Here is a 21919-nt window from a genome sequence, read left to right as displayed (position 1 = left end):
TTTGAAAAGAATTTTGATCTTAGGGGGAAGCGGCTTTATCGGGAATTCCCTGTATAAAGAGCTTTACCCCTATTTTGATACTCATGCCACCTATTTGACCGAAAATCCCTTCTACGAAAAGAATCAAAAATTCCATCAATTTGACGTAGAACGGGAATCCCTCAGTATTCTTCTGGAAAACCTGCGGCCCAACATCATCATTTCTGCCTTACGAGGTAATTTTGATGCCCAGATCCACGCTCACTTTGAGATCATTGATTACCTGCAGAGAAATACAAGGACCAAACTTATTTTCCTTTCTTCTGCCAATGTATTTGACGCCTTTACAAATTATCCTTCTTACGAATACGACAAGACCCTTTCTCAAAGTATTTACGGAAGATTTAAGATAAAGATTGAGAACGCCTTACTGCGACTGCCAAACAATAAATACGTGATCGCCAGGTTACCTATGGTCTATGGAGCAAATTCACCAAGAGTAAATGAGATCAAGCGTCAATTAAAGGAGAATGAAGCTATTGAGGTTTTCGCAAACGTGGTGGTCAATGCAACATCAGAAACAAAACTTACCCAACAACTGCACTACATCATAAACAGGAACAGGCAGGGAGTATTCCATCTTGGCAGCAATGACCTTATACACCATAATGACTTGATAACCGAAATCTGTGAAGCTTTGGGAGAGAAGAAACCGCTGCTTAAAAATGTATATGACTCAAACTTCGACAGGTTTCTCGCAGTAGTCCCAAAAGACAATCTTCTACCCCGTAATTTACAGATATCTATTCAGGAAGTAGTAAGCAGCAGCCTGGTTTCCTGATTGTTAATCTTCTACTAATACATTTTGTCCCTCTAATTTGATATGTAACTTTAGAAAAAAGAGCCATGGAAATTTTAGATGATTACGAGATCAACAGAAAATTAGAAGAACTGGAAGGCTGGGAATATAAAGGTGATGCCATTCACACCTCCTTTCAGTTTGAAAACTTTAAAGAAGCTTTTTCTGTTATGACGAGGATCGCTTTTGAAGCTGAAGCGCAACAACATCACCCCGAATGGACTAATGTCTATAATGAGCTGCAAATTTCTCTCTCTACTCATGATGCCGGGGGAGTTACTGAAAAGGATTTTAGATTGGCCCGGTCCATTGAAAATATTATAGATTCGGGAGAATAATCTTTTTCAGGAGCTTGAGGATTTTTCCTATTTTTACGCCTCAGTTAACATTAGCATAAGGATTAAATGGGAAGAGCATTCGAATTCAGGAAGGCACGTAAAATGAAGCGCTGGTCGGCTATGGCCAAGGCGTTTACCCGAATTGGGAAGGATATTGTAATGGCAGTTAAGGAAGGGGGACCTGATCCCGATACCAACTCCAGGCTGCGGGCGGTGATCCAAAATGCCAAGAGTGTAAATATGCCCAAAGACAATATCGAACGCGCTATAAAAAGAGCTTCAGATAAAAGTCAGGGAGATTATAAGATTGTGCTTTTTGAAGGTTATGCCCCGCATGGGATTGCCGTACTCGTAGAAACCGCTACAGACAATAATAATCGTACCGTTGCCAATGTGCGTTCCTATTTCAATAAATGTGATGGGAATTTGGGCACTTCCGGTTCGGTAGAATTTATGTTTGACCATACCTGTAATTTCAGGATTGCCAAAGAGGGGCTTGATCCTGAAGAACTGGAACTGGAGTTGATCGATTTTGGTGCCGAAGAGGTCTTTGAAGACGAAGACGGAATAATAATATATGCCCCTTTTGAGGCTTTTGGAGCCCTTCAGAAGGAGTTGGAAAGCTGGGAGGTGGAGATCATTTCTTCCGGATTTGAATACATTCCGCAGGTGACAAAAAAGCTTTCTTCTGAAGAAGCTGCCGACGTTGAAAAATTACTGGAAAAGCTTGAAGAAGACGATGATGTACAGCATGTGTATCACACAATGGAAGAATCTGAAGAAGAGGAAGAATAAAGATAAAGGCCGGTAAAACCGGCCTTTTAGCTTTTAAAGCTCCATGAATAAAGAAACTCATCAAAAAGCTGTAAAAGCTGCTTTTTTTAGCATTGTCGGCAATGCCGTGCTTGCTATTATTAAAGGTGTGACAGGTTTTTTTGGCAACTCCTACGCTCTTATCGCCGATGCCATTGAATCTACCACAGATGTTTTTGCAAGCCTGCTGGTTCTTTTCGGTCTTAGATATTCGGCACGCCCGGCAGATGAGAACCATCCATACGGGCACGGCCGTGTTGAGCCGCTTATAACCTTTGCAGTTGTTGGTTTTCTTGTAGTATCTGCCACCATTATCGTCATGGAAAGTATTGAAAATATTCAGACTCCTCATAAAGTTCCCAAACCCTATACGCTTATTGTGCTTGCAGCGATAATCATTACAAAAGAGATCTTCTACAGGTTTATTTCCAAAAAGAGTGATGAGACCAACAGCAGTTCCCTAAAGGCCGATGCCTGGCACCACAGGAGTGACGCCATCACCTCCCTAATGGCCTTTATTGGAATTTCCATTGCGCTTTTCATGGGCAAAGGCTATGAAACAGCCGATGATTGGGCGGCTTTATTTGCTTCAGGATTTATTCTTTATAATGCTTTTTTGATCCTGCGGCCTGCACTGGGAGAGATCATGGACGAACACCTTTATGAGGATATGGTGGAAGAGATAAGAGAGATTTCCCGAAAAGAAAAAGGTGTAATAGAAACTGAAAAATGCTACATCCGTAAAACCGGAATGACCTACCATGTGGATCTGCATGTGATCGTCGATGGCGAACTTTCAGTCAATCAGGGGCATGAGATCTCCCATAACCTCAAAGATCGCCTGTTGCACGAGATGCCCGAAATAGCCGATATCCTCATCCACATAGAACCCGACAACATAGAACACTCCTGAAAAATGCCATTTTTGGCACCTAAGTACCGGTCTTTTTGCTTTCCTTAAAAAAATCCTAATCCTAATCTCTCATCGGCAGGGTCGCCATCAATTAACTATCTTTATAGAATAATCAAGAAAGTTAAATTGAATGGACGTAAAATTAGCAGTATTAATTGACGGTGATAATATTCCTTCTGCCTATGTTAAGGAAATGATGGAAGAGATCGCCAAATACGGCAACCCCACGATAAAAAGAATTTACGGTGACTGGACGAAACCACACCTCACCAAATGGAAAAATGTACTGCTTGAAAATGCAGTAACTCCCATCCAGCAGTACGGATATACCCAGGGTAAAAATGCGACCGACTCCGCAATGATCATTGATGCGATGGATATCCTGTACTCACAGAAAGTTGACGGATTTTGTCTTGTCTCCAGCGACAGTGATTTTACACGTCTCGCAACAAGATTAAGAGAAGCCGGCATGAATGTAATAGGAATTGGAGAAAAGAAAACCCCAGATCCTTTTATCGTCGCCTGCGACCGGTTCATTTATATTGAAATTCTAAAGAACGAAGCGAAGGAATCCAATAAAGAGAAAGAGACCAAAAAGAGCGATTATGATAAGATCACCAATAAAGTGATAAAATTGATCGCTTCTACCATATCTGATGTAGCCGATGACGACGGCTGGGCTTTTCTTGGGGATGTGGGAAGTTTGCTGCAGAAAAAACAGCCGAATTTCGATTCCCGTAACTACGGTTTTCAGAAATTGACTCCCATGATCAATTCGATTGACAAATTCGAAATTGAGTCAAGGGAAAACCAGGGAAGAGGAAAGTATAAACTTATTTACGTAAGGAACAAAGAGTAATGAAAATGATTAAGGCTAAGGAATAAGGAATAAGGAATATTTATTATTGAATATTGATTATTTTCTATTGCACTGACTTGTTCGGAATTTTGAACCTTGAATTTGAATCTAAAGAAATGAGAACCATTAAACGCACTTATAAGGCTGAATACAGGCCAATAGCCGACCTTATTACCTATTCGCCAATGCCTACCCGGCAGCTCAGGATGATAGATCCTTTTCTGTTTCTAAACCATCATGGTCCGCAGAATTATCAGCCGGGGAATAATGGATTGCCCTTTGGTCCGCATCCGCACCGCGGAATGGAAACTGTGACCTTTATTCTTGATGGGGATATTGCACATAAAGATTCCGGCGGAAACAACAGCGTGATCGAAAGCGGAGGAGTGCAGTGGATGACTGCCGGCAAAGGTTTGACCCATGCCGAGGTTTCATCTGAAAAATTTAAAAAAGAAGGCGGTCCGCTGGAGATCCTTCAATTATGGGTTAATCTTCCGGCGCGACTTAAAATGACAGACCCCAAATACAAAGGTCTCCAAAAAGAGGAAATTCCGGTGACTTCTTTTGAAAACAACAAAGTAAAAGCCCAGGTGATTTCAGGCAAATTAAATGAAACCGAAGGAGCATTTGAAACTCTTACTGACATTAGCCTCAGTACGATCTTCTTCGAAGCTGAAGGGGTATTTTCCACAAGGGTTCCCCAAAACCATAACATTCTTTGTTATGTGATCAAGGGAGAAATAAAGATCAATGGAGAAATTATTCAGTCACTCCATTTGGTGGAATTCAACAATGATGATGAAGATCTGCGAATAGAAGCCTTGGCAGAAAGCATTGTTCTATTCGGCCATGCTGCTCCATTTGACGAGCCCGTTGTTGCCCAGGGACCATTCGTAATGAATACTGTTGAAGAGATCGAACAGGCTTATGCCGATTATCAAGAGGGGAAATTTGAATGATAACATTCGCTTTTCCTGCTAATTGTTAATTGGTAATTGTTAATTGTTAATTGTTAATTGTTAATTGAAAATAGGTTACTAACAAAAAAAGACAAAGATCATGTTACAGAAAATAGATTTTCAGGAAGAGCATGTGGCCGGCTTCAGGTGGGAAGGGAAGTTTGACGAAAAGGCTTTCAAACAGTCCCTTGTACAATTCTTACCTGAACTGCAAATGCGGTCCAGGTTAAACATCTATTTCGAAATAGTTAATCTTACCGAAGTAGAAGCAAAAGCTATTTGGGAAGAGATAAAATTTGACGTCAGGAACTTTACAGATCTTCAAAGCAAAATAGAAAAAGTTGCCCTGGTGACAGATATGAGCTGGATACGCACTCTGTCTGAAGCATCTTCTACAGTAGTGCCAGGCATTAGTCTTAAAGCTTTTAAATTTGACGAGGTTGAAGCAGCAAAGGTTTGGATTAGATGATTTAAAATAGTTGGTGCTGCAGTTAGGTCGAAAAATGTCACAAAAATTCCGGAATAAATACCGAATTTCTACAACAAGGATCCAGACCTGGGATTATGGCTCGAATGCTTCTTATTTTATCACAATCTGTACCGGCGGCAGAATTCCCTTTTTCGGAAAAATTTCACCTGGAAATCCACAAATGGATTTATCAGCCTTAGGTCATGTTGCATTCGATCTGTATAAAAATATCCCGTCCTATTTTTCGTATGTGGTATTGGATGAATTTGTAATAATGCCCGATCATATTCATGGAATTATAACAATTAAAAAACCAATTACCGACGGTAATTGTAGAGCTGCGATTAATCGCACCTCTACCAATGACGATATTCCAATGAAAAATGGTGGGGTGACCGGAAATAAAAATCCAATGTTCCATCAGAATTTATCCCGCATCATCAGATGGTTCAAAGGACGTACGACCTTTGAATGTAGAAAAATTAATTCCGATTTTCACTGGCAATCGGGATTTCACGAACATATTATCCGCAATAGCGAATCCCATCAGCGGATTAAGAACTACATCCGGAATAATCCTCTTAATTGGAAATAATACGATTAACAAAAAATCCTGCCATTCGGCAGGATTTTTTTTTATAATTTTCTGAAGACTGATCACCGATCACTGACCACTTTTCTTCTTTTTCTTCTTCTTCTTGATATAATCTGCCGTTAACCTGCTTCTGTTACCTTTCTTATAGTATTTTGTAAATCTCCAGTAAGAAACAGCTCCTAAAATCGCGACCACAACTATAGAATAATATACGAAGCTGGGAGTGATCACTTTATCACCACTTGCATAGGAATGCAATCCTGAAAGATAGAAGTTTACTCCAAAATAAGTCATCAGGATACTGGCAAAAGAGATCACTGCCATAAAGTTAAACAACCATCGGCTTCTCATTCCCGGTACAAGACGCATGTGGATTACAAATGCATAAACCATAATACTTACCAGCGCCCAGGTTTCCTTTGGATCCCAGCCCCAGTAGCGTCCCCAGCTCTCATTGGCCCATTGTCCTCCAAGGAAGTTTCCAATGGTCAACATAACGAGTCCAATAGTCAAAGCCATTTCGGTAATTATAGTAATCTCCTTAATGGTGAGATCCATCCGCTTCTTGTTCTTTTTTGTAGTAAAGATCATTAGAAGCAAGGCAACCGCTCCAAGGATCATTCCCAGAGTAAAGGGTCCGTAGCTACCCACGATCACAGATACATGTATCATGAGCCAGTAAGAATCGAGTACCGGCTGCAAATTGGCAATAGAAGGATCCATCCAGTTCCAATGAGCGATCATAAGGATCATAGAGGTCACAAAAGCTGTAGAAGCTATAGTCAGGTCACTTTTCCTTCCGAAGAGTAAACCGAAAAGCATTGTAGCCCAGGCTACATAGATCATCGATTCATAGGCATCACTCATTGGAGCATGCCCTGAAATATACCAGCGTGCGATAAGGCCTGCCGTATGTAAAGCAAAAAAGATGATAATCGTAACGGCACTCAGCTTAATTAAGCCCCTGATGATTTTACTGTCTTTAAAGATCTGCACGATGACAAAGACCAGCATAACTACTCCCGCCAGCATATACATCCAGAAAAGATTTCTGAAAATGTCATATTTATTGTACAGGATCTCCGTCTCGATCTTCTTTTCTGACGGGATCACCTCAGCTCCGAATTTCTTCTGAAATCCTTTTATACTGCTTAAGAGTTCATTCGCCTGAGTATAATCACCCGTTTCTTTGGCAGTACGCACTGCATTAAAGTACATGGGCAGGATCTGCCTGGTATATACAGAATCCATTCCCTTAAAGCCTGCCTCTGCTACTTCAGGATAGGATACCCATTTGTTGTTTTCATGCCCCGGGATAGGGAAAATTCGGAGAATTTTCCCCTGCAATGCATTGTAAAGCAGGTTTACCCTCCTGTCAGTTTCTATAAAATCTTTTTCAAACTGGTTGGGGACTGAAGCCATATAGGCTCTCTCAAGATAGGGTCCAAGCTTGTAATTTCCTTCCCTGTCGAAAAAGCTGGTAAGCGCAAGATATTTTTGATCTTCGGGCACTCCTACAATGTGGCGGATACTGTCATTATCCTTTTTCACATTAATAATCGGAACATTATACCAAACCGTAGGATTCTCGGTAAGGGAAACAATTACCTGATCTGATGTTAGCCCTTCGTAATCATCGCTTTTACTCAACTTCCGAAGCAATTCTGAAGAATAGGTATTCACCGGCTTCATTCTTCCCCCTGCATCCTGAACTACAAGTCTTCCAAATTCTGCAGCGTGTTCTTTTGAAACTACATTTGCTTTAATAATGGAATCTATACGTGCTTTAGGTATCGCGAGCGGGTTCTCATGCGCATGATCATCCTCCTGTGCCAGTCCGGTACCGGAGACCAACAGGATCATGAAGACTGTAAGAAGCTTTGCTTTCTTTTTCTTTACTTTTTCGAGCATTTGTTTAAGCTCACCAAAACGGGAACCTCTTGCAAACAATATCCACATTAGACCAATATAAAGCAGCGTATAGCCGATGTAGGTGATCCAGGTGCCCCAGAAATCATGATTTACCGACAAAACAGTTCCTTTTTCATCTGAATCAAATGAGGCCTGGAAAAAGCGATAGCCTTCGTAATCCAGGACGTGATTCATGTAGATGTCATAATCAAAGACCTCTTCTTCATCAATAACGGTTACCTTACTTTTAAATGAGGCATAACTCTTTTCGGTTCCCGGATATCTTTCAGCAATAAAATCATTCAATTTAATGGAAAATGGTAATTCATATAATTTGGAACCATACTGCAGATAGAATTCAAGTCCACCGAGATTCAGCATTTTTGGATCATTGACAATTCCCTTACCACCAAGTAACTTCACAGTTTCAGATTCTCCACCAGTAGTCACTCTCACAACGGCCGCATCGGGTTGACCCTCAGTTTTTTCTTTTGTTGGTATGATGTCATACCTTCCTCTTGTAACAGGATCTGGCAATACGAACTGCATTCCCGCCATGTCATAAAGGGATCTCAATTCCAGACTTTGCAAAGAATCGGCCTCGACTTTTCCCTGTTGCTGGTCGGCCATTCTCATGTAGGTTCCTTCAAAAGGTGAAGAGATATAATATTCCCCGTCCTCAAAGCGAATATTAATGGCTCCCTCGGTAGGTTTATTCAGAGTAAAAAGGATGTTGTGAATGTTGGAAACCTCACCTTCCTTAATATAATGATCGTGACGGTCTCCTCCCCCGGCTTCAACGATCTTTAAATAATTCTCTCCTTCTGGATCTTCCACAAGCCCTTCTTCGGCACCATGAATATAATCAATGATCTCCAGCATTACAGGTTGCCCGTTGTAATCTGTATGATAGGTGAATTCGTTCGAAGCTCCGGGAGCAAGAAGCACATCCTCTTCAACAACTCTGCGGCGCGGTTCTCCATTGATCTCCCCGTCGATAAAGGTGGTCAAAAATGTCTTTTCTGAAAGGAAGGTATTTTCTGTAGCCCCTTCTCTAATCGGCATCATCCCTTCGTAACTGATGTAACGGGTCACGAAAGCTCCAACTAATATGAGAATGAAAGAAAGGTGAAGTAGTAAGGAAGACCACTTTTCCTTTTTATGTAAACCATATCTAAAGATATTTCCTACGAAGTTAATTACAAAAAAGGCCATAATCACTTCAAACCAAAGTGCATTGTAAATCCAGACTTTTGCTGTGGCTGTGCTGTAGTAATTTTCAATAAAAGTTCCCAGTCCAAGCGCCACGGCAAATACAATAAAAAGGAAGGCCATTAAGCGTGTGGAAAATACTATGGAAGCTAATTTCTTTTGCATGTAGAAGTTGTTTTGTAAACGGTGCAAAAGTAGGTATTTTTGTCCTAATTAAGATTTATTTAACTGCACATTTTCAGCTTTAAAGGCGCAGCTAAAGGAGTGGTAAAAAAAATTGGTAATTTAGCCGCATGATTGAGATTGTAGTCTTAGGTTCGGGCAATGTTGCCACACATCTTTTTAAAGCTTTTTCTGCTTCGGAAGGTATAAGAATAAAACAGGTTTATAATCATTCTGAAGCCAGTCTGGATTTTTTTGAAAACAAAGTTGAGATAACTACCGACTTTTCAGAAATTGCTGAAGCAGACGTTTATATTTTAGCTCTAAAAGATGATGTGATCCCTCAGACAGCTGAAAAACTGAAAGACAGAAGCGGATTGGTGGTGCACACTTCGGGATCTGTTGCTCTTGATGCGTTATCAGGCTGCTCAAGGAGAGGCGTATTTTATCCGCTGCAGACCTTTTCTAAAGATAACGAGCTGAATTATTCAGAAATACCTTTTTGTCTTGAAGCAAATTCAGAAGAAGACCTTCAACTTTTAAAGAAAATAGCTGACAGGATCTCGGGTAAAGCTTATGATATTTCATCAGAGCAGCGTAAAAAGCTGCACCTTTCGGCGGTTTTTGTATGCAACTTTGTAAATCATCTTTATGCTGTAGGAGAACAGATCTGTCAAAAAAGCGAAATTCCGTTTGATATTCTGAAACCTCTTATCAAGGAAACAGCCAGTAAAGTTCAGCATGCTTCTCCTGCCGGAGTACAAACGGGGCCGGCAATAAGAAATGACCAATCGACTATTAATACACATTTAGATCTACTGGAATCTTCAGAAAACAGGAAGATCTACGAATTATTAACCTCAGCAATCCAAACCTTTCATGGAAAAAAGCTATAAAGAATTTTTAACCCAGATCACCACCTTTGTATTTGACGTGGATGGGGTACTAACAGATGGTTCTATCCAAATCAGCACAGATGGAGAACTTTTAAGAACAATGAACATTAAAGACGGCTATGCCATGAAGTATGCCCGTCAACAAGGCTATACAATTTGCGTGATTTCCGGAGGAAAAAATGAGGGAGTGCGCAGCCGCCTTAAGGGTCTTGGAGTTACAGACATTTATCTGGGATGTCCTGACAAGGTGGAACAAATGGAGGAATTTTTCGACATCTATGATATTCAACCCAAAGAAGTGCTCTATATGGGTGATGACCTGCCAGATCTTTATGCTATGAAGAAGGTTGGCCTGCCTTGCTGCCCCCAGGATGCCGTGGCCGAGATCAAGGACATATCTAAATATGTTTCCCATAAAAAAGGCGGAAAAGGTTGTGTGCGCGATGTGATCGAACAGGTCCTGAAGGTTCAGGGGAAATGGAATGATCACAAATGAACTGGTTCTATCTCATTATCGCCGGACTCTTCGAAGTAGGTTTTGCCACCTGTCTCGGAAAGGCTAAGGAATCTTCCGGCAACACCGCATTTTGGTGGATGCTCGGATTTTTTGTCTGCCTCTCCATAAGTATGTCTCTATTATATAAGGCCACACAAAGCCTGCCCATTGGCACTGCCTATGCAGTCTGGACCGGAATTGGAGCTTTTGGGACCGTTTTAATTGGAATTTTTGTCTTCAAAGAGCCGGTGCATTTTTGGCGACTGTTCTTCCTTTTCACACTCATTACTTCCATCATAGGATTAAAATTTGTTTCTGCCTAAGCTATGGCTATAATCCCCATTTTGAAGCTGGCAAGGTTTTCGAACCTGCTCATGATCATTTTCACCATGGTCCTGGTGAAATATTTTCTCTTTGAACCTTTTAATATCGCTACAGTTCTGGGGGATTTCGATTTTTCCTTACTGGTACTGTCAATGATCTGTCTTGCAGCTGCAGGAAATATTATTAATGATCTGCACGACACTGCTACAGACAGGATCAATAAGCCCGAAAAACTGATCATTGGAAGAGAGGTTTCAGAAAAAACTGCCTGGAACCTGTTCATTATACTGAATATTTTGGGTGTTGGTATAGGATTTTATCTGAGCAACCTGGTAGGAAAACCTTCCTTTGTGGCTCTGTTCATCCTGCCTTCAGCCTTTCTGTATTTTTATGCCACCCAGATCAAAGGAACTGTACTGGTAGGAAATCTGGTAGTAAGCATTATGGTGGGAATGATCATTGTGATGGTAGGAATTTTTGACCTTGTACCGGCAATCACTCCACAAAACCTTCCTACACAAAAAGTTATTTTTTCGATCCTCCTTGACTATGGGATCTTTGCGTTTTTAATTAATTTTTTGCGGGAGATGGTCAAGGATCAGGAAGACATTCGGGGAGATTATAATGCGGGTTATAACACACTCCCGGTTTTACTGGGAAGAAGGAGAACCAATTTTATCATTTTCGCAGTAGCATTGCTGCCCCTGCTTGGGATCCTCTATTACATATATAATTATCTTTACGAGAGCCGGGAAGCCATGTTGTATGTTCTTTTTCTGGTAATGGGTCCCCTGCTCTATTTTCTTGTGAAATTACCCGGAACAGAAATTAAAAAAGATTATCATCACCTTAGCCTGATTTTAAAATTCATTTTGGCCACCGGTATTTTATCCATCGGGCTATATAGATTTGTATTATAGATATGTTACAGCAAAAATTAAAAGATCATCATCTCATCCTGGCTTCCGCTTCTCCAAGAAGGCAGCAATTTTTCAGAGATCTGGGGCTTGAATTTGAAATAAGATTAAAACCGGTAGAAGAAAAATATCCGGAGGAATTAAAAGGTGTGGAGATCACAGATTATCTGGCCCGGCTTAAAGCAGCTGCTTTTGATGAAGAACTTTCCACCGGCGATATCCTGGTAACCAGTGATACTATTGTATGGCATGAAGGGACGGCCCTCGAAAAGCCGAATGATCCCGCACAGGCTTTTGAGATGATAAAAGCTCTTTCAGGAAAAACTCATGAGGTGATCACCTCAGTTTGTTTCATGACTGCCGAAAAAAAACATACCGTAAATGCCATTACTAGGGTAAGCTTCAGCAAGCTTGAAGATGATGAAATAAAGTTCTATGTTGACAACTTCAGGCCCTTTGATAAAGCCGGAGCTTACGGTATTCAGGAATGGATTGGACTTATAGGCGTCGAACATATTGAAGGCAGTTATTTTAATGTGGTAGGACTGCCTACACACCTTGTGTATCAGGGCCTCATGGAGATTGCAGAATAAAACTGCCGTAATTTCAGGATCATCCTAAGCTAAAAATTATCTTTACTAAAATTTATTCAGGAATGACAGACATCTTCCTTCTCAATCAAAACCAAATCATTACTACCATAGCTATTATACTGGTGCTGTGGATCTTTCAGTTTATATTAAAAAAAACAGCACACCGGGTTGGACACAGTAGTGGAATACATGTAACCAGAACAAGATTAATGTTTAAATATATTAACGTCCTTGTGACTATTCTGGCCATTTTCTTCCTGTCTCTTACGTGGGGATATAATGCCCAGGAGCTCGCATTGATCTTCTCTTCAGTTTTTGCCATTATTGGAGTTGCAATGTTTGCCATCTGGTCTATTCTTAGTAATATCACCGCCGGAATTATCCTGTTTTTCTCTTTTCCTTATAAAATTGGAAGTCGTATAAAAATACTGGACAAAGACATGCCTATAGAAGCGGTTATTGAAGATATTCGGGCCTTTCACCTGCACCTTCGCACTATGGAAGGGGAATTGATTACTTATCCCAACAACCTCCTGCTGCAAAAAGCAGTTTCTCTGGTCGAAAAAGAATATCATGCCGATGAAGGTAAAGATGCTTTGTAACATCGGCACTTAAAAATCTTCCTATATTTGAGAGGTTTCAAAAATGAAATATTGATGCGGAATTTTTTTTTAATAGCTTTTTTAGCATTCACTTCTTTCAGTTGGGCGCAAAAACCTGAGAAATTGAGCTCTTCTGAAATTTATTCAGAAATTGAGAAGCTGAATTTCCTTGGTTCGGTTCTTTATATAGCAGCACATCCCGATGATGAGAATACCCGTCTCATCTCTTACTTTAGCAATGAAAAACATGCCCGCACTGCATATCTTTCTCTCACCAGAGGTGATGGCGGACAAAACCTTATTGGCCCACAACTCCGGGAATTACTAGGCGTGATAAGGACCCAGGAGCTTTTAGCCGCCCGAAAGATTGACGGCGGAAAACAATTTTTCACCCGGGCAAACGATTTTGGTTACAGTAAAAATCCTGAAGAGACTTTAAGTATCTGGAATGAAGAAGAAGTTCTGAAAGATGTGGTGAGAACAATTCGAAAATTCAAACCGGACATTATCATCAACCGCTTTAACGAAGATTCGGCCGGAGAAACCCACGGGCATCATACTTCTTCGGCTATTCTTAGCAGCAGGGCTTTCGACCTGGCGGGGCAAAAATCGGTTTTTGAGGAGCAGGTTGATCAACTGGGAATATGGCAGCCAAAAAAGCTCTTTTTTAACACCTCTCCCTGGTTCTATGAGTCGCAGGAGGCTTTTGAAGCAGCAGATAAGTCGGACTTTGTCACAATAGACACCGGAGTCTACTTTCCATTAAAAGGAATGTCCAATACTGAAATTGCGTCATTAAGCCGCAGCCAGCACCAATCCCAGGGATTTGGAAGCACCGGTACAAGAGGAACAGCTGCGGAATACATCGAGCTTTTAAAGGGAGAACATCCCAAAAATAATAATGACCCTTTTGTGGGTATTAACACCACCTGGACACGAGTAAAAGGCGGAAAAGAGATTGGTGATATTCTTTCAGAAGTACAGCAGAACTTTGATTTTAAAGATCCTGCAGCTAGTATTCCCGGCCTTACCAAAGCTTATCAACTGATACTGAAGCTGGAGGATGAGCACTGGAAAAAGATAAAATCTGAACAGATAAAGAATATCATAGCAGCCTCTGCAGGTCTTTATCTTGAAGCAACTACCAATGGATCTTTAGCCACTCCCGGAGAGGAGATACAGGTAAAGCTGGAGGCGATCAACAGAAGTGATGTTCCAATAAAGCTGATCTCTGTTAATCTACATCCCGAAGGAAGTAAGATCGAACTGAACTCAGCCTTACCTGATAACCAGTCCCGAATTGAAAACACCAGCTTTCAAATACCTGCAAACATCTCCTATACAAGTGCTTATTGGTTAAGAGAAGAAGGTTCTTTAGGAATGTATAAAGTAGATCAAGATTCTTTAATTGGTTTGCCGGAGACTCCAGGGGAGTTAAAAGCTGAATTCCTGGTTGAGATTGACAACGTCCGTATTCCATTCAGCAGGAAACTGACCTATAAATTCAATGATCCTGTTACAGGAGAAACATATCTGCCATTTGAAGTGGTGCCAGCCATTTCTGTTAGCACAGCATCTGATGTGCTTATATTTGCAAACGGTAGACCCAGAACCATTCCTGTCACTATAAAAGCCATGAAGAACGGGGTATCCGGTTCTTTATCTCCCGGTAAACAGAATGAGTGGAAGATAACCCCTGAAAATCACCTTTTCGAGAATCTCCGGCAAGGGGAAGAAAAAACATTTTTTTTTGAAGCACATCCTCCACAGACCCAGAGCAAAATAGTTTTTAACCCTGTAGCAAAAGTAGATGGAAAGGAATATAAAAAGTCTGTGGTCCAGATGGATTACAGCCACATTCCGCGGCAAACGCTGGTTTTACCTAATCAAACCAAACTTGTAAAATTAGACATAGAAAAAAAGGGCACCCTAATAGGATATATTCAGGGAGCCGGGGATGTAGTGCCACAGGCGCTGGTACAGATGGGATATATCGTTGAAGATATTGCTCCAGATCGAATATCAGCACCCTCTCTTGAGAAGTATGATGCAGTGGTAGTGGGGATCAGGGCATACAACACACTGGATGAGCTGCGACACAGGCAGACAGCACTCTTTGAATACGTAAAACATGGAGGTAATCTCATTATTCAGTACAACACGAGCCATGGACTGGTCACCAAGGAACTTGCACCTTACGATCTTAAACTATCTCGCGACAGGGTTACAGATGAAAATTCGGAAGTCAGTTTTCTTGCCAATGATCATCCTGTTTTAAATTTTCCAAATAGAATCACGTCTCAGGATTTTGAAGGCTGGGTACAGGAACGCGGTCTGTATTTTCCAGATGAATGGGGACCGGAGTTCACACCAGTCCTGGCTATGAATGACAAGGGCGAGACACCAAAGAAGGGTAGTTTACTAATCGCCCCTTATGGAAAAGGCTATTATATTTACACGGGTTTAAGCTTCTTTAGAGAATTTCCTGCCGGTGTTCCCGGTGCCTTTAGATTATTTGCAAATATGATCTCCCTGGGAAAAGAAGAAGCTCCTAAAAGTGCAAACCATAACTCCAATTAATGAAACCTCCACAAAAATATCATTGGAAAAAAGCATATACGGCAGTACTACTGGCAAACGCAGTTTACATTCTATTGTTTTACGTGCTAATGATAGTTTTTTCCTGATATGCTGCCAATAGACTGGATCATATTAGCGGGAACTCTCATTTTCATAGTGGTCTACGGAGTTTGGAAAACCCGGGGCAGCAAAAATGTGCAGGATTATATTCGTGGAGGAAATGAGGCGCGGTGGTGGACAGTAGGACTGTCGGTCATGGCTACCCAGGCCAGTGCAATTACCTTCCTCTCTACTCCCGGTCAGGCTTTCCACGACGGGATGGGGTTTGTACAATTCTACTTTGGGTTACCTATAGCGATGATCATCATTTGTATGGTTTTCATACCTATTTATTACCGGCTGGAAGTGTATACAGCCTATGAATACCTCGAATCGCGTTTTGACCTGAAGACCAGAACCCTTACTGCTTTCCTTTTTCTTATTCAGCGGGGTCTTGCTGCGGGGATCACCATTTTCGCTCCCGCCATTATTCTATCGGCTGTACTGGGATGGGATCTTACTACCCTGAATATTATTATCGGTGTCCTTGTAACCATCTACACTGTCTCCGGCGGAACGAAAGCAGTGAATGTTACTCAAAAACAGCAAATGGCAGTAATATTTTCGGGAATGATCATCGCCTTGATCCTGATCATCCAGTACCTTCCTGAAGAGATCAGCTTTACAAAAGCACTTGAAATTGCCGGTGCCAGCGGCAAACTGGATATTATAGATTTTTCCTTCAATCTTGACAATAGATATACCTTCTGGAGCGGATTGATTGGCGGAACATTCCTGGCCCTCTCCTACTTCGGAACAGACCAGAGTCAGGTCCAGCGTTACCTCTCCGGAAAATCTGTAAGACAAAGTCAGCTGGGACTGATCTTCAACGGACTCCTGAAAGTACCTATGCAGTTCTTTATTCTCCTCGTTGGGGTGATGGTTTTCGTTTTTTACCAGTTCAATCATTCTCCGCTAAATTTTAATCCGGCAGCTACCAATGCAGTGAGTCAGTCGGCTTTAGCACCGGAATACGAACAGCTGCAAAGAAACCTGGACCGGATACAGGATCAAAAGCAGGAAATGAGCATTAAATATGCCAACGCCGGAAACTTTTCTGACGGAGACAGAGATAGCTTTAAAGCAGAAATGCTTCAGCTGAATGAGGCAGAGATCCTGGCCCGCAGGCAGGCAACAGAATTGATCGCCAGTGCAAATTCAACCGTGGAGACCAATGATAAGGATTACGTGTTTATTCATTTTATCCTGAATAATCTCCCGAGAGGACTTATAGGACTATTATTGGCAGTGATCCTTTCGGCAGCAATGTCTTCCACAGCTTCCGAATTAAACGCATTGGCTTCCACAACCATGATAGACCTGTATAAAAGAAATACAGGTGAAAAGACACAGGAGCATTATGTGCGCATGTCCAAATGGTTTACTCTGGCCTGGGGTCTTATCGCTATAGCCGTGGCAAGTATTGCCGATCTCTTTGATAATCTTATTCAATTAGTGAATATCATAGGTTCCATCTTCTATGGGAATGTACTGGGAATCTTCCTGCTGGCATTTTTTATAAAATATGTAAAGAGCAATGCTGTATTTATTGCTGCTCTTATTACCCAGAGTATTATCCTGGCAATTTATTTCCTCACAGAGTTACCCTACCTGTGGTTAAATCTGGTAGGATGTTTACTGGTTATTGGAATCGCTGTATTGCTTCAAACCTTTATTCCCACAATAACTTCAAAGCCGGAAACCAATGAATAAGAAAATAAAATGGGCGATCCTTGGGCCGGGAAAGATCGCAAAGAAATTCGCGGCTAGTCTTCGAGAGGTTGAAGATGCCGAACTTTATGCCGTTGCCAGCAGATCTTTAGATCGGGCGACAGCTTTTGCTGAAAATGAGGGTGTGTGCAACGCCTATGGATCATACGAAGAAATGCTACAGGATAAAGAAATTGATGTCGTTTATGTAGCAACGCCTCATGTCTTTCATCATGAGCATACGCTTCTCTGCATTAGCTACGGAAAGCCTGTTCTATGTGAAAAACCCTTTGCTATAAACCAGGGCCAGGTTGAGGAAATGATTGCTGCAGCCAAAGAAAAGCAGGTGTTTCTAATGGAGGCTATGTGGACCCCATTTCTGCCTCACATCAAATATTTAATGACACTGCTCGAATCCGGCCGATACGGAAAAATAAAAAAACTCACTGCCGATTTTGGTTTTGATGCGCCTTTTGACGAGAACGGCAGGTTGTACAAAAAAAGCCTGGGAGGCGGCAGTCTACTCGACATTGGCATCTACCCTGTATTTCTTGCCATGCATAGTCTGGGCCTACCCGAATTTATCGAAGCCAAGGCGGTTCTCGGTAAAACAGGAGTAGATGAAGACTGTGACATTACTTTCTCATACCCCAATGGGGCAAAAGCAGAATTAAATAGTAGTATCACAAAAAATACTCCAATTACTGCTGTTTTCGAATTAGAAAAAGCAACGATTAGTATCGCTTCCCGTTGGCATAATCCTTCTACAATTACTGTGTCTACTGACGAAGGAAGTGAATCCAGATCTTTTGACGTGGCTTCTTTTGGTTATGAATATGAAGCCATGCATGTTCAGGAAATGATAAGGCAGGGAAGAACAGAAAGTACTGTTATGACATTTCAAAAGAGTCTGGAGCTTATTTCCTTACTTGATGAAATCAGGAAACAGATCGGGCTGGAATATTAGGAGACAGAGACCGGTAGCATTTTTCCCAGATTCAGAATTGGCCTAAAGCCCTACTTCAAATCCTTTATATTACCCTCCAGCTGAAGCTGGGCAAATCAAATCCTTTAGAGAATTTCTGTGCAAATATTTTGCAATCGGCTTAGCCGGAGATAATTCCTATTGGCAGAGTCTGCTTTACTGAGGAAAAGCTTTCTACAAACTTTTCTCCAGCTGAAGCTGGGGTCATTTCAATCATTATTGTTTTCTTATAAAAAGAACATTTTGGCTTTAGCTATGTTCAGAATTATTAGAAATTCCTTCAATCAGCTCCCCCGGAGGAAACTTAGGGCATTGAACTTTACAGGCAACAAAGGGCTTTAGCCTAATCTTCTCTGCAAAAAAAAGCGGCAAAATCGCCGCTTTTATAATGTCATGTGAATAAAGATTATTTAGCTCCCCATTCTTTTAATGAGTCCTGATTCATTTTCACGTAATCCTTGTTTCCGGCTTTCTCGGCGGCAGCTAAAGAACGTCTTGCAGTTTCAATAGCCTCCTTTTTCATTCCGAGGTCGGCCTGAATAAGAGATTTTTTTCTCAACATCCAAAAAGGAGCATTTTCCCCCTGCATTTCCAGAGCCTTATTAACCCACTCCAGGGCTTTTTTATAGTCTTTTCCGGAATCGTGATAATAGGTGGCAGCAGCAAAATAATCATTGGGAGATGGCCCCTTCATCACCCTGTCAATACTCGCCATTGCGCGCTCATCTGTAGGTACATTGAACTGCAAGGTTGCCACAGTTTCATCCCATATAAAATTCAGCGCTGCAGAGTCATTTTTCAATTCATCAATGAGGATTGTAAAAGTTTCCATAGGCATAGGCATTTGCTGCACTTTTGCTTTTGCTGTTAAAGCTACTTTAGAATTATCCCATTCTTGTGGAAGTCCCCAGTTGTTGGTGTCTTCATAGAAGATCACATCCCATTCGTTTTCCCGAGGCACCGTGTAAATTGCATAGGTCCCTTCGGCTAATTCCTGTCCGTCGATTTTGACTTTGGTGTCAAAACTTATTGTAGTGTTATTATTTGCTCCCGTGCGCCATCTTTCTCCGTAAGGAACAAGGTCCCCAAAAATATCCCTGCCTTTCATACCGGGACGGGCATATTTAATGACTACGTTGGTTAGACCCACTTGTTGTTCAATAGTTGCTGAAGGACTGGGCTGTGGCACCTGTATCTGCGCCGTCGCAGCGCCTGATAATACACCTGCAAAAAGGAATAAAATTAATTTTTTCATGATTGTTTATAGTTAGTTTCACCAAAGATATAGAATTTCACTCATCCGTCTTCAGCAAAAAAGTAGTCAGAAAATGTCATTTTTGACACCTATGCTCCGGATTTTTCTGAAAAGCTTATAAAAAAGAGTGATTTCCTGTTTCTACTGCTCTTTCGATAAGAGTTTTCTGGCTTCTTCAAGATCTTCAGGCGTATCAATACCCACTCCTTTTACAGTTGTCTGCACCATTTTAATATTCTTTCCGTATTCAAGATATCTTATACACTCAATTTTTTCAGTAGCTTCCAGCTTCAGCATAGGCAGACGGTAAAAATCCAATAGCGCCTGCTTGCGAAAAGCATAGATCCCAATATGTTTGAACCAGGTTATACCGGTCTGCTCATCCCGCGGATACGGAATTGGAGAACGTGAAAAATAGAGTGCAAAATCCTCATTATTGGTGATCACCTTTACATTATTAGGATTGTCAATGTCCTTCTTCTCTTTAAGAGGTGCCTTTAAAGAGGCAAGGTCAATCTTGTCTGCATCCTTTCCGCGGAAAACATCCAGAAGCAGCGACAGACTTTGCGTATCGATCATGGGCTCATCACCCTGCACATTTACTACAATGTCAACATCCATGTGCTCGACGGCTTCGGCAATACGGTCACTCCCGCACTCATGTTTCTTTTCACTCATGATGGCCTTCCCGCCATTTGCCGAAATTTCATTATAGATGATCTCACTATCGGTCACCACATAAACCTCCTGAAACAGACCGGTTTGTTGTGCAGCTTCATAGGTCCGTAAAATGACGGTTTTGCCATGCAGATCCTGCATCAACTTCCCCGGAAATCTGCTCGCGGCATAACGGGCAGGGATCATCGCAATAATTCTTAGTGGATTGCTTTCCAAATCTGAAAATTTAAAATTTATTATAAAAATAGCATTTTTGGCTAGTCTGCCGGGGCGAAAAAGTCATCTTTAAAGCCTATAAGGTATAATTTTTCCTGTGCCCGTGTGACTGCAGTATAGAGCCAGCGAAGATAATCCCTGTCGATTCCATTGGGAAGATATGGCTGCTCTACAAACACGGTATTCCATTGCCCTCCCTGTGACTTATGGCAGGTCATCGCATAAGAAAATTTAATCTGCAGGGCGTTGAAATACTTATTGTTCTTCACCTTCATGAATTTTTTGTATTTTGAACGCTCCTCTTCATAATCTTTCATCACCTCCTGGTACAGGCGGTTAGATTCCTCATAGGTAAGGGAAGGATTATTGCTTTCCAGTGTATCAAGCAGCACCACAGTTTCAATGGGTTGCATGTTCGGGTAATCCACCATTTGTGCCTTTACCTCGGCAAATCTGAACCCGTAAAGCTCCTTAATAGCAAATATCTCCAGGATCTTGATGATGTCCCCGTTAGCGATAAAGCCTGCTTCACTGTTTGGCTTCACCCAGAAGTAATTGTTCTTCACTACCATAAGGTAATCCCCTGCCGAGATCTCCTCCTCCTGGAAAAGTATCCTGTTCCTTATCTGCTGATTATAAAGATTGGCCCGTTTATTTGATCTAACAATAATAGTGGTGTCTTCGTGACCCAGGTTGCGGTAAGACTCCTCAATGGCTTCCATGATCTCATACCCATCTACCAGCCGTATTACATCTCTTTTTTCACTCAGCTCAAAACTAAAGGACTCATAAAATTCTTCCCTTAAAGCCTCTCTTATTAGAGTAGCATTGTGAAGTATATCACTCTCCTCACTTTGCCGCACCACTTCATCCAGTTCTATATGGGTTACCTCCTTCATATAGGTGTTCTGAAGTTTATGTTCTTCCAGGGCGGGGCTCACATCCAACTTCACCGGCGGCAGCTGTGCTGTATCACCTATAAGGATGAGCCTGCAGTTATGTCCCGAATAAATATATTGAATGAGGTCATCGAGCAAAGAACCATTTTCAAACATTTTGGCATCATTGTTCACATCAGGGATCATTGATGCTTCATCAACAATGAAAATGCTGTTGCGATGTTTGTTTGGCTGCAGTACAAAACTTACTCCTGCTCCACTTTTCTTCTTCGGGAAATAGATCTTTTTGTGAATGGTAAAGGCTTCCCTACCGGAATAATTGGCAATAACTTTGGCGGCACGGCCTGTAGGAGCCAGCAGAATTCCACTTTTCTTTACCTGCCATAAATTTTTTACCAGGGAACTAATGATTGTAGTCTTTCCGGTACCGGCAAATCCCTTTAAAAGGAAAATGGAATCTTTCTTCTCATCAACTACAAAGGAAGCTAATTGTTGGAGGGCTATGTCCTGTTTTACTTTGGCCTCAAATTTCAGATCTTTGAGTAACAGGTTATAAAAAGTGGCAACGTTCATTTTCTCCATAAGCAATTTCCTCTGAGC

At 41.5% G+C, this 21919-nt stretch carries 21 protein-coding genes; 17 read left to right on the top strand and 4 right to left on the bottom strand.

The window, feature by feature from the left end; genetic code table 11:
• The first annotated feature begins 1 nt into the window (after position 1).
• The 8 genes from G564_RS0116890 to G564_RS0116855 all read left to right on the top strand — a co-directional run bounded on the left by G564_RS0116890 (position 2) and on the right by G564_RS0116855 (position 5784).
• Complete coding sequence (locus tag G564_RS0116890) at positions 2 to 820, top strand: sugar nucleotide-binding protein (protein ID WP_029038699.1); 819 nt, start codon at positions 2 to 4, stop codon at positions 818 to 820.
• 65 nt (positions 821 to 885) lie between these two features.
• On the top strand, positions 886 to 1176 hold the full coding sequence (locus G564_RS0116885; RefSeq protein ID WP_029038698.1) for a 4a-hydroxytetrahydrobiopterin dehydratase: 291 nt from the start codon (positions 886 to 888) through the stop codon (positions 1174 to 1176).
• A gap of 66 nt (positions 1177 to 1242) precedes the next feature.
• On the top strand, positions 1243 to 1971 hold the full coding sequence (locus G564_RS0116880) for a YebC/PmpR family DNA-binding transcriptional regulator (protein WP_029038697.1): 729 nt from the start codon (positions 1243 to 1245) through the stop codon (positions 1969 to 1971).
• Between the two features lie 43 nt (positions 1972 to 2014).
• A complete protein-coding gene (locus G564_RS0116875) occupies positions 2015 to 2902 on the top strand; it encodes a cation diffusion facilitator family transporter (protein WP_029038696.1) in 888 nt (295 codons plus the stop codon).
• A gap of 130 nt (positions 2903 to 3032) precedes the next feature.
• Entirely contained in the window at positions 3033 to 3761 is a 729-nt protein-coding gene (locus tag G564_RS0116870; RefSeq protein WP_029038695.1) for an NYN domain-containing protein, read from the top strand.
• Between the two features lie 116 nt (positions 3762 to 3877).
• On the top strand, positions 3878 to 4720 hold the full coding sequence (locus G564_RS0116865; RefSeq protein ID WP_029038694.1) for a pirin family protein: 843 nt from the start codon (positions 3878 to 3880) through the stop codon (positions 4718 to 4720).
• Between the two features lie 100 nt (positions 4721 to 4820).
• Positions 4821 to 5189 carry a SpoIIAA family protein gene (locus G564_RS0116860; protein ID WP_029038693.1) on the top strand — a complete coding sequence of 123 codons (369 nt, stop codon included), beginning with the start codon at positions 4821 to 4823 and terminating at the stop codon, positions 5187 to 5189.
• Between the two features lie 34 nt (positions 5190 to 5223).
• A complete protein-coding gene (locus tag G564_RS0116855; protein ID WP_029038692.1) occupies positions 5224 to 5784 on the top strand; it encodes a transposase in 561 nt (186 codons plus the stop codon).
• Positions 5785 to 5853: 69 nt separating this feature from the next.
• Here the strand turns inward: G564_RS0116855 and ccsA are convergent, their stop codons facing one another.
• A complete protein-coding gene (gene ccsA, locus G564_RS19550) occupies positions 5854 to 9072 on the bottom strand; it encodes a cytochrome c biogenesis protein (RefSeq protein ID WP_051205572.1) in 3219 nt (1072 codons plus the stop codon).
• Between the two features lie 128 nt (positions 9073 to 9200).
• Between ccsA and G564_RS0116845 the strand changes: the two genes are divergently transcribed.
• The 9 genes from G564_RS0116845 to G564_RS0116805 all read left to right on the top strand — a co-directional run bounded on the left by G564_RS0116845 (position 9201) and on the right by G564_RS0116805 (position 18253).
• Complete coding sequence (locus tag G564_RS0116845) at positions 9201 to 9965, top strand: Rossmann-like and DUF2520 domain-containing protein (RefSeq protein WP_029038691.1); 765 nt, start codon at positions 9201 to 9203, stop codon at positions 9963 to 9965.
• Entirely contained in the window at positions 9949 to 10461 is a 513-nt protein-coding gene (locus G564_RS0116840) for a KdsC family phosphatase (protein ID WP_029038690.1), read from the top strand. The genes G564_RS0116845 and G564_RS0116840 overlap by 17 nt, the downstream gene beginning before the upstream one ends.
• On the top strand, positions 10458 to 10784 hold the full coding sequence (locus tag G564_RS0116835; protein WP_029038689.1) for a DMT family transporter: 327 nt from the start codon (positions 10458 to 10460) through the stop codon (positions 10782 to 10784). The genes G564_RS0116840 and G564_RS0116835 overlap by 4 nt, the downstream gene beginning before the upstream one ends.
• 3 nt (positions 10785 to 10787) lie before the next feature.
• A complete protein-coding gene (locus G564_RS0116830; protein ID WP_084625670.1) occupies positions 10788 to 11705 on the top strand; it encodes a geranylgeranylglycerol-phosphate geranylgeranyltransferase in 918 nt (305 codons plus the stop codon).
• Between the two features lie 2 nt (positions 11706 to 11707).
• A complete protein-coding gene (locus G564_RS0116825) occupies positions 11708 to 12295 on the top strand; it encodes a Maf-like protein (RefSeq protein ID WP_029038687.1) in 588 nt (195 codons plus the stop codon).
• Between the two features lie 62 nt (positions 12296 to 12357).
• On the top strand, positions 12358 to 12897 hold the full coding sequence (locus G564_RS0116820; protein ID WP_029038686.1) for a mechanosensitive ion channel domain-containing protein: 540 nt from the start codon (positions 12358 to 12360) through the stop codon (positions 12895 to 12897).
• Between the two features lie 54 nt (positions 12898 to 12951).
• A complete protein-coding gene (locus G564_RS0116815) occupies positions 12952 to 15477 on the top strand; it encodes a PIG-L family deacetylase (RefSeq protein ID WP_037374205.1) in 2526 nt (841 codons plus the stop codon).
• Between the two features lie 108 nt (positions 15478 to 15585).
• Positions 15586 to 17289: a sodium:solute symporter gene (locus G564_RS0116810; protein ID WP_029038684.1), complete on the top strand. Its 1704-nt coding sequence runs from the start codon at positions 15586 to 15588 to the stop codon at positions 17287 to 17289.
• Positions 17282 to 18253 carry a Gfo/Idh/MocA family protein gene (locus G564_RS0116805; protein ID WP_029038683.1) on the top strand — a complete coding sequence of 324 codons (972 nt, stop codon included), beginning with the start codon at positions 17282 to 17284 and terminating at the stop codon, positions 18251 to 18253. The genes G564_RS0116810 and G564_RS0116805 overlap by 8 nt, the downstream gene beginning before the upstream one ends.
• A 424-nt stretch (positions 18254 to 18677) precedes the next feature.
• On the opposite strand, the gene G564_RS0116795 is transcribed toward G564_RS0116805, so the two are convergent.
• The 3 genes from G564_RS0116795 to G564_RS0116785 all read right to left on the bottom strand — a co-directional run bounded on the left by G564_RS0116795 (position 18678) and on the right by G564_RS0116785 (position 21892).
• Positions 18678 to 19526: a DUF2911 domain-containing protein gene (locus tag G564_RS0116795; RefSeq protein ID WP_029038682.1), complete on the bottom strand. Its 849-nt coding sequence runs from the start codon at positions 19524 to 19526 to the stop codon at positions 18678 to 18680.
• A gap of 141 nt (positions 19527 to 19667) precedes the next feature.
• Entirely contained in the window at positions 19668 to 20390 is a 723-nt protein-coding gene (kdsB, locus tag G564_RS0116790) for a 3-deoxy-manno-octulosonate cytidylyltransferase (RefSeq protein ID WP_029038681.1), read from the bottom strand.
• 71 nt (positions 20391 to 20461) lie between these two features.
• Positions 20462 to 21892, bottom strand: a complete 1431-nt coding sequence (locus tag G564_RS0116785; RefSeq protein ID WP_051205583.1) for an ATP-dependent DNA helicase — start codon at positions 21890 to 21892, stop codon at positions 20462 to 20464.
• Positions 21893 to 21919: the final 27 nt, after the last annotated feature.

This window comes from Salinimicrobium xinjiangense DSM 19287 (assembly GCF_000423585.1).
GTDB classification, from domain to species: Bacteria; Bacteroidota; Bacteroidia; order Flavobacteriales; family Flavobacteriaceae; genus Salinimicrobium; species Salinimicrobium xinjiangense.
The sequence above is the reverse complement of the archived record's forward strand: the minus strand, read 5'-3'. Positions and strand labels throughout refer to the sequence as shown.

What these genes read in the sequence shown, in the direction of transcription:
- G564_RS0116845 (WP_029038691.1), top strand. Translation starts at nt 9,201, where the DNA reads ATGATTGAGATTGTAGTCTTAGGTTCGGGCAATGTTGCCACACATCTT.
- G564_RS0116830 (WP_084625670.1), top strand. Translation starts at nt 10,788, where the DNA reads ATGGCTATAATCCCCATTTTGAAGCTGGCAAGGTTTTCGAACCTGCTC.
- G564_RS0116805 (WP_029038683.1), top strand. Translation starts at nt 17,282, where the DNA reads ATGAATAAGAAAATAAAATGGGCGATCCTTGGGCCGGGAAAGATCGCA.
- G564_RS0116880 (WP_029038697.1), top strand. Translation starts at nt 1,243, where the DNA reads ATGGGAAGAGCATTCGAATTCAGGAAGGCACGTAAAATGAAGCGCTGG.
- ccsA (WP_051205572.1), bottom strand. Translation starts at nt 9,072, where the DNA reads ATGCAAAAGAAATTAGCTTCCATAGTATTTTCCACACGCTTAATGGCC.
- G564_RS0116865 (WP_029038694.1), top strand. Translation starts at nt 3,878, where the DNA reads ATGAGAACCATTAAACGCACTTATAAGGCTGAATACAGGCCAATAGCC.
- G564_RS0116815 (WP_037374205.1), top strand. Translation starts at nt 12,952, where the DNA reads ATGCGGAATTTTTTTTTAATAGCTTTTTTAGCATTCACTTCTTTCAGT.
- G564_RS0116795 (WP_029038682.1), bottom strand. Translation starts at nt 19,526, where the DNA reads ATGAAAAAATTAATTTTATTCCTTTTTGCAGGTGTATTATCAGGCGCT.
- G564_RS0116875 (WP_029038696.1), top strand. Translation starts at nt 2,015, where the DNA reads ATGAATAAAGAAACTCATCAAAAAGCTGTAAAAGCTGCTTTTTTTAGC.
- G564_RS0116840 (WP_029038690.1), top strand. Translation starts at nt 9,949, where the DNA reads ATGGAAAAAAGCTATAAAGAATTTTTAACCCAGATCACCACCTTTGTA.
- G564_RS0116820 (WP_029038686.1), top strand. Translation starts at nt 12,358, where the DNA reads ATGACAGACATCTTCCTTCTCAATCAAAACCAAATCATTACTACCATA.
- G564_RS0116835 (WP_029038689.1), top strand. Translation starts at nt 10,458, where the DNA reads ATGAACTGGTTCTATCTCATTATCGCCGGACTCTTCGAAGTAGGTTTT.
- G564_RS0116825 (WP_029038687.1), top strand. Translation starts at nt 11,708, where the DNA reads ATGTTACAGCAAAAATTAAAAGATCATCATCTCATCCTGGCTTCCGCT.
- G564_RS0116860 (WP_029038693.1), top strand. Translation starts at nt 4,821, where the DNA reads ATGTTACAGAAAATAGATTTTCAGGAAGAGCATGTGGCCGGCTTCAGG.
- G564_RS0116810 (WP_029038684.1), top strand. Translation starts at nt 15,586, where the DNA reads ATGCTGCCAATAGACTGGATCATATTAGCGGGAACTCTCATTTTCATA.
- G564_RS0116855 (WP_029038692.1), top strand. Translation starts at nt 5,224, where the DNA reads ATGTCACAAAAATTCCGGAATAAATACCGAATTTCTACAACAAGGATC.
- kdsB (WP_029038681.1), bottom strand. Translation starts at nt 20,390, where the DNA reads ATGATCCCTGCCCGTTATGCCGCGAGCAGATTTCCGGGGAAGTTGATG.
- G564_RS0116870 (WP_029038695.1), top strand. Translation starts at nt 3,033, where the DNA reads ATGGACGTAAAATTAGCAGTATTAATTGACGGTGATAATATTCCTTCT.
- G564_RS0116785 (WP_051205583.1), bottom strand. Translation starts at nt 21,892, where the DNA reads ATGAACGTTGCCACTTTTTATAACCTGTTACTCAAAGATCTGAAATTT.
- G564_RS0116885 (WP_029038698.1), top strand. Translation starts at nt 886, where the DNA reads ATGGAAATTTTAGATGATTACGAGATCAACAGAAAATTAGAAGAACTG.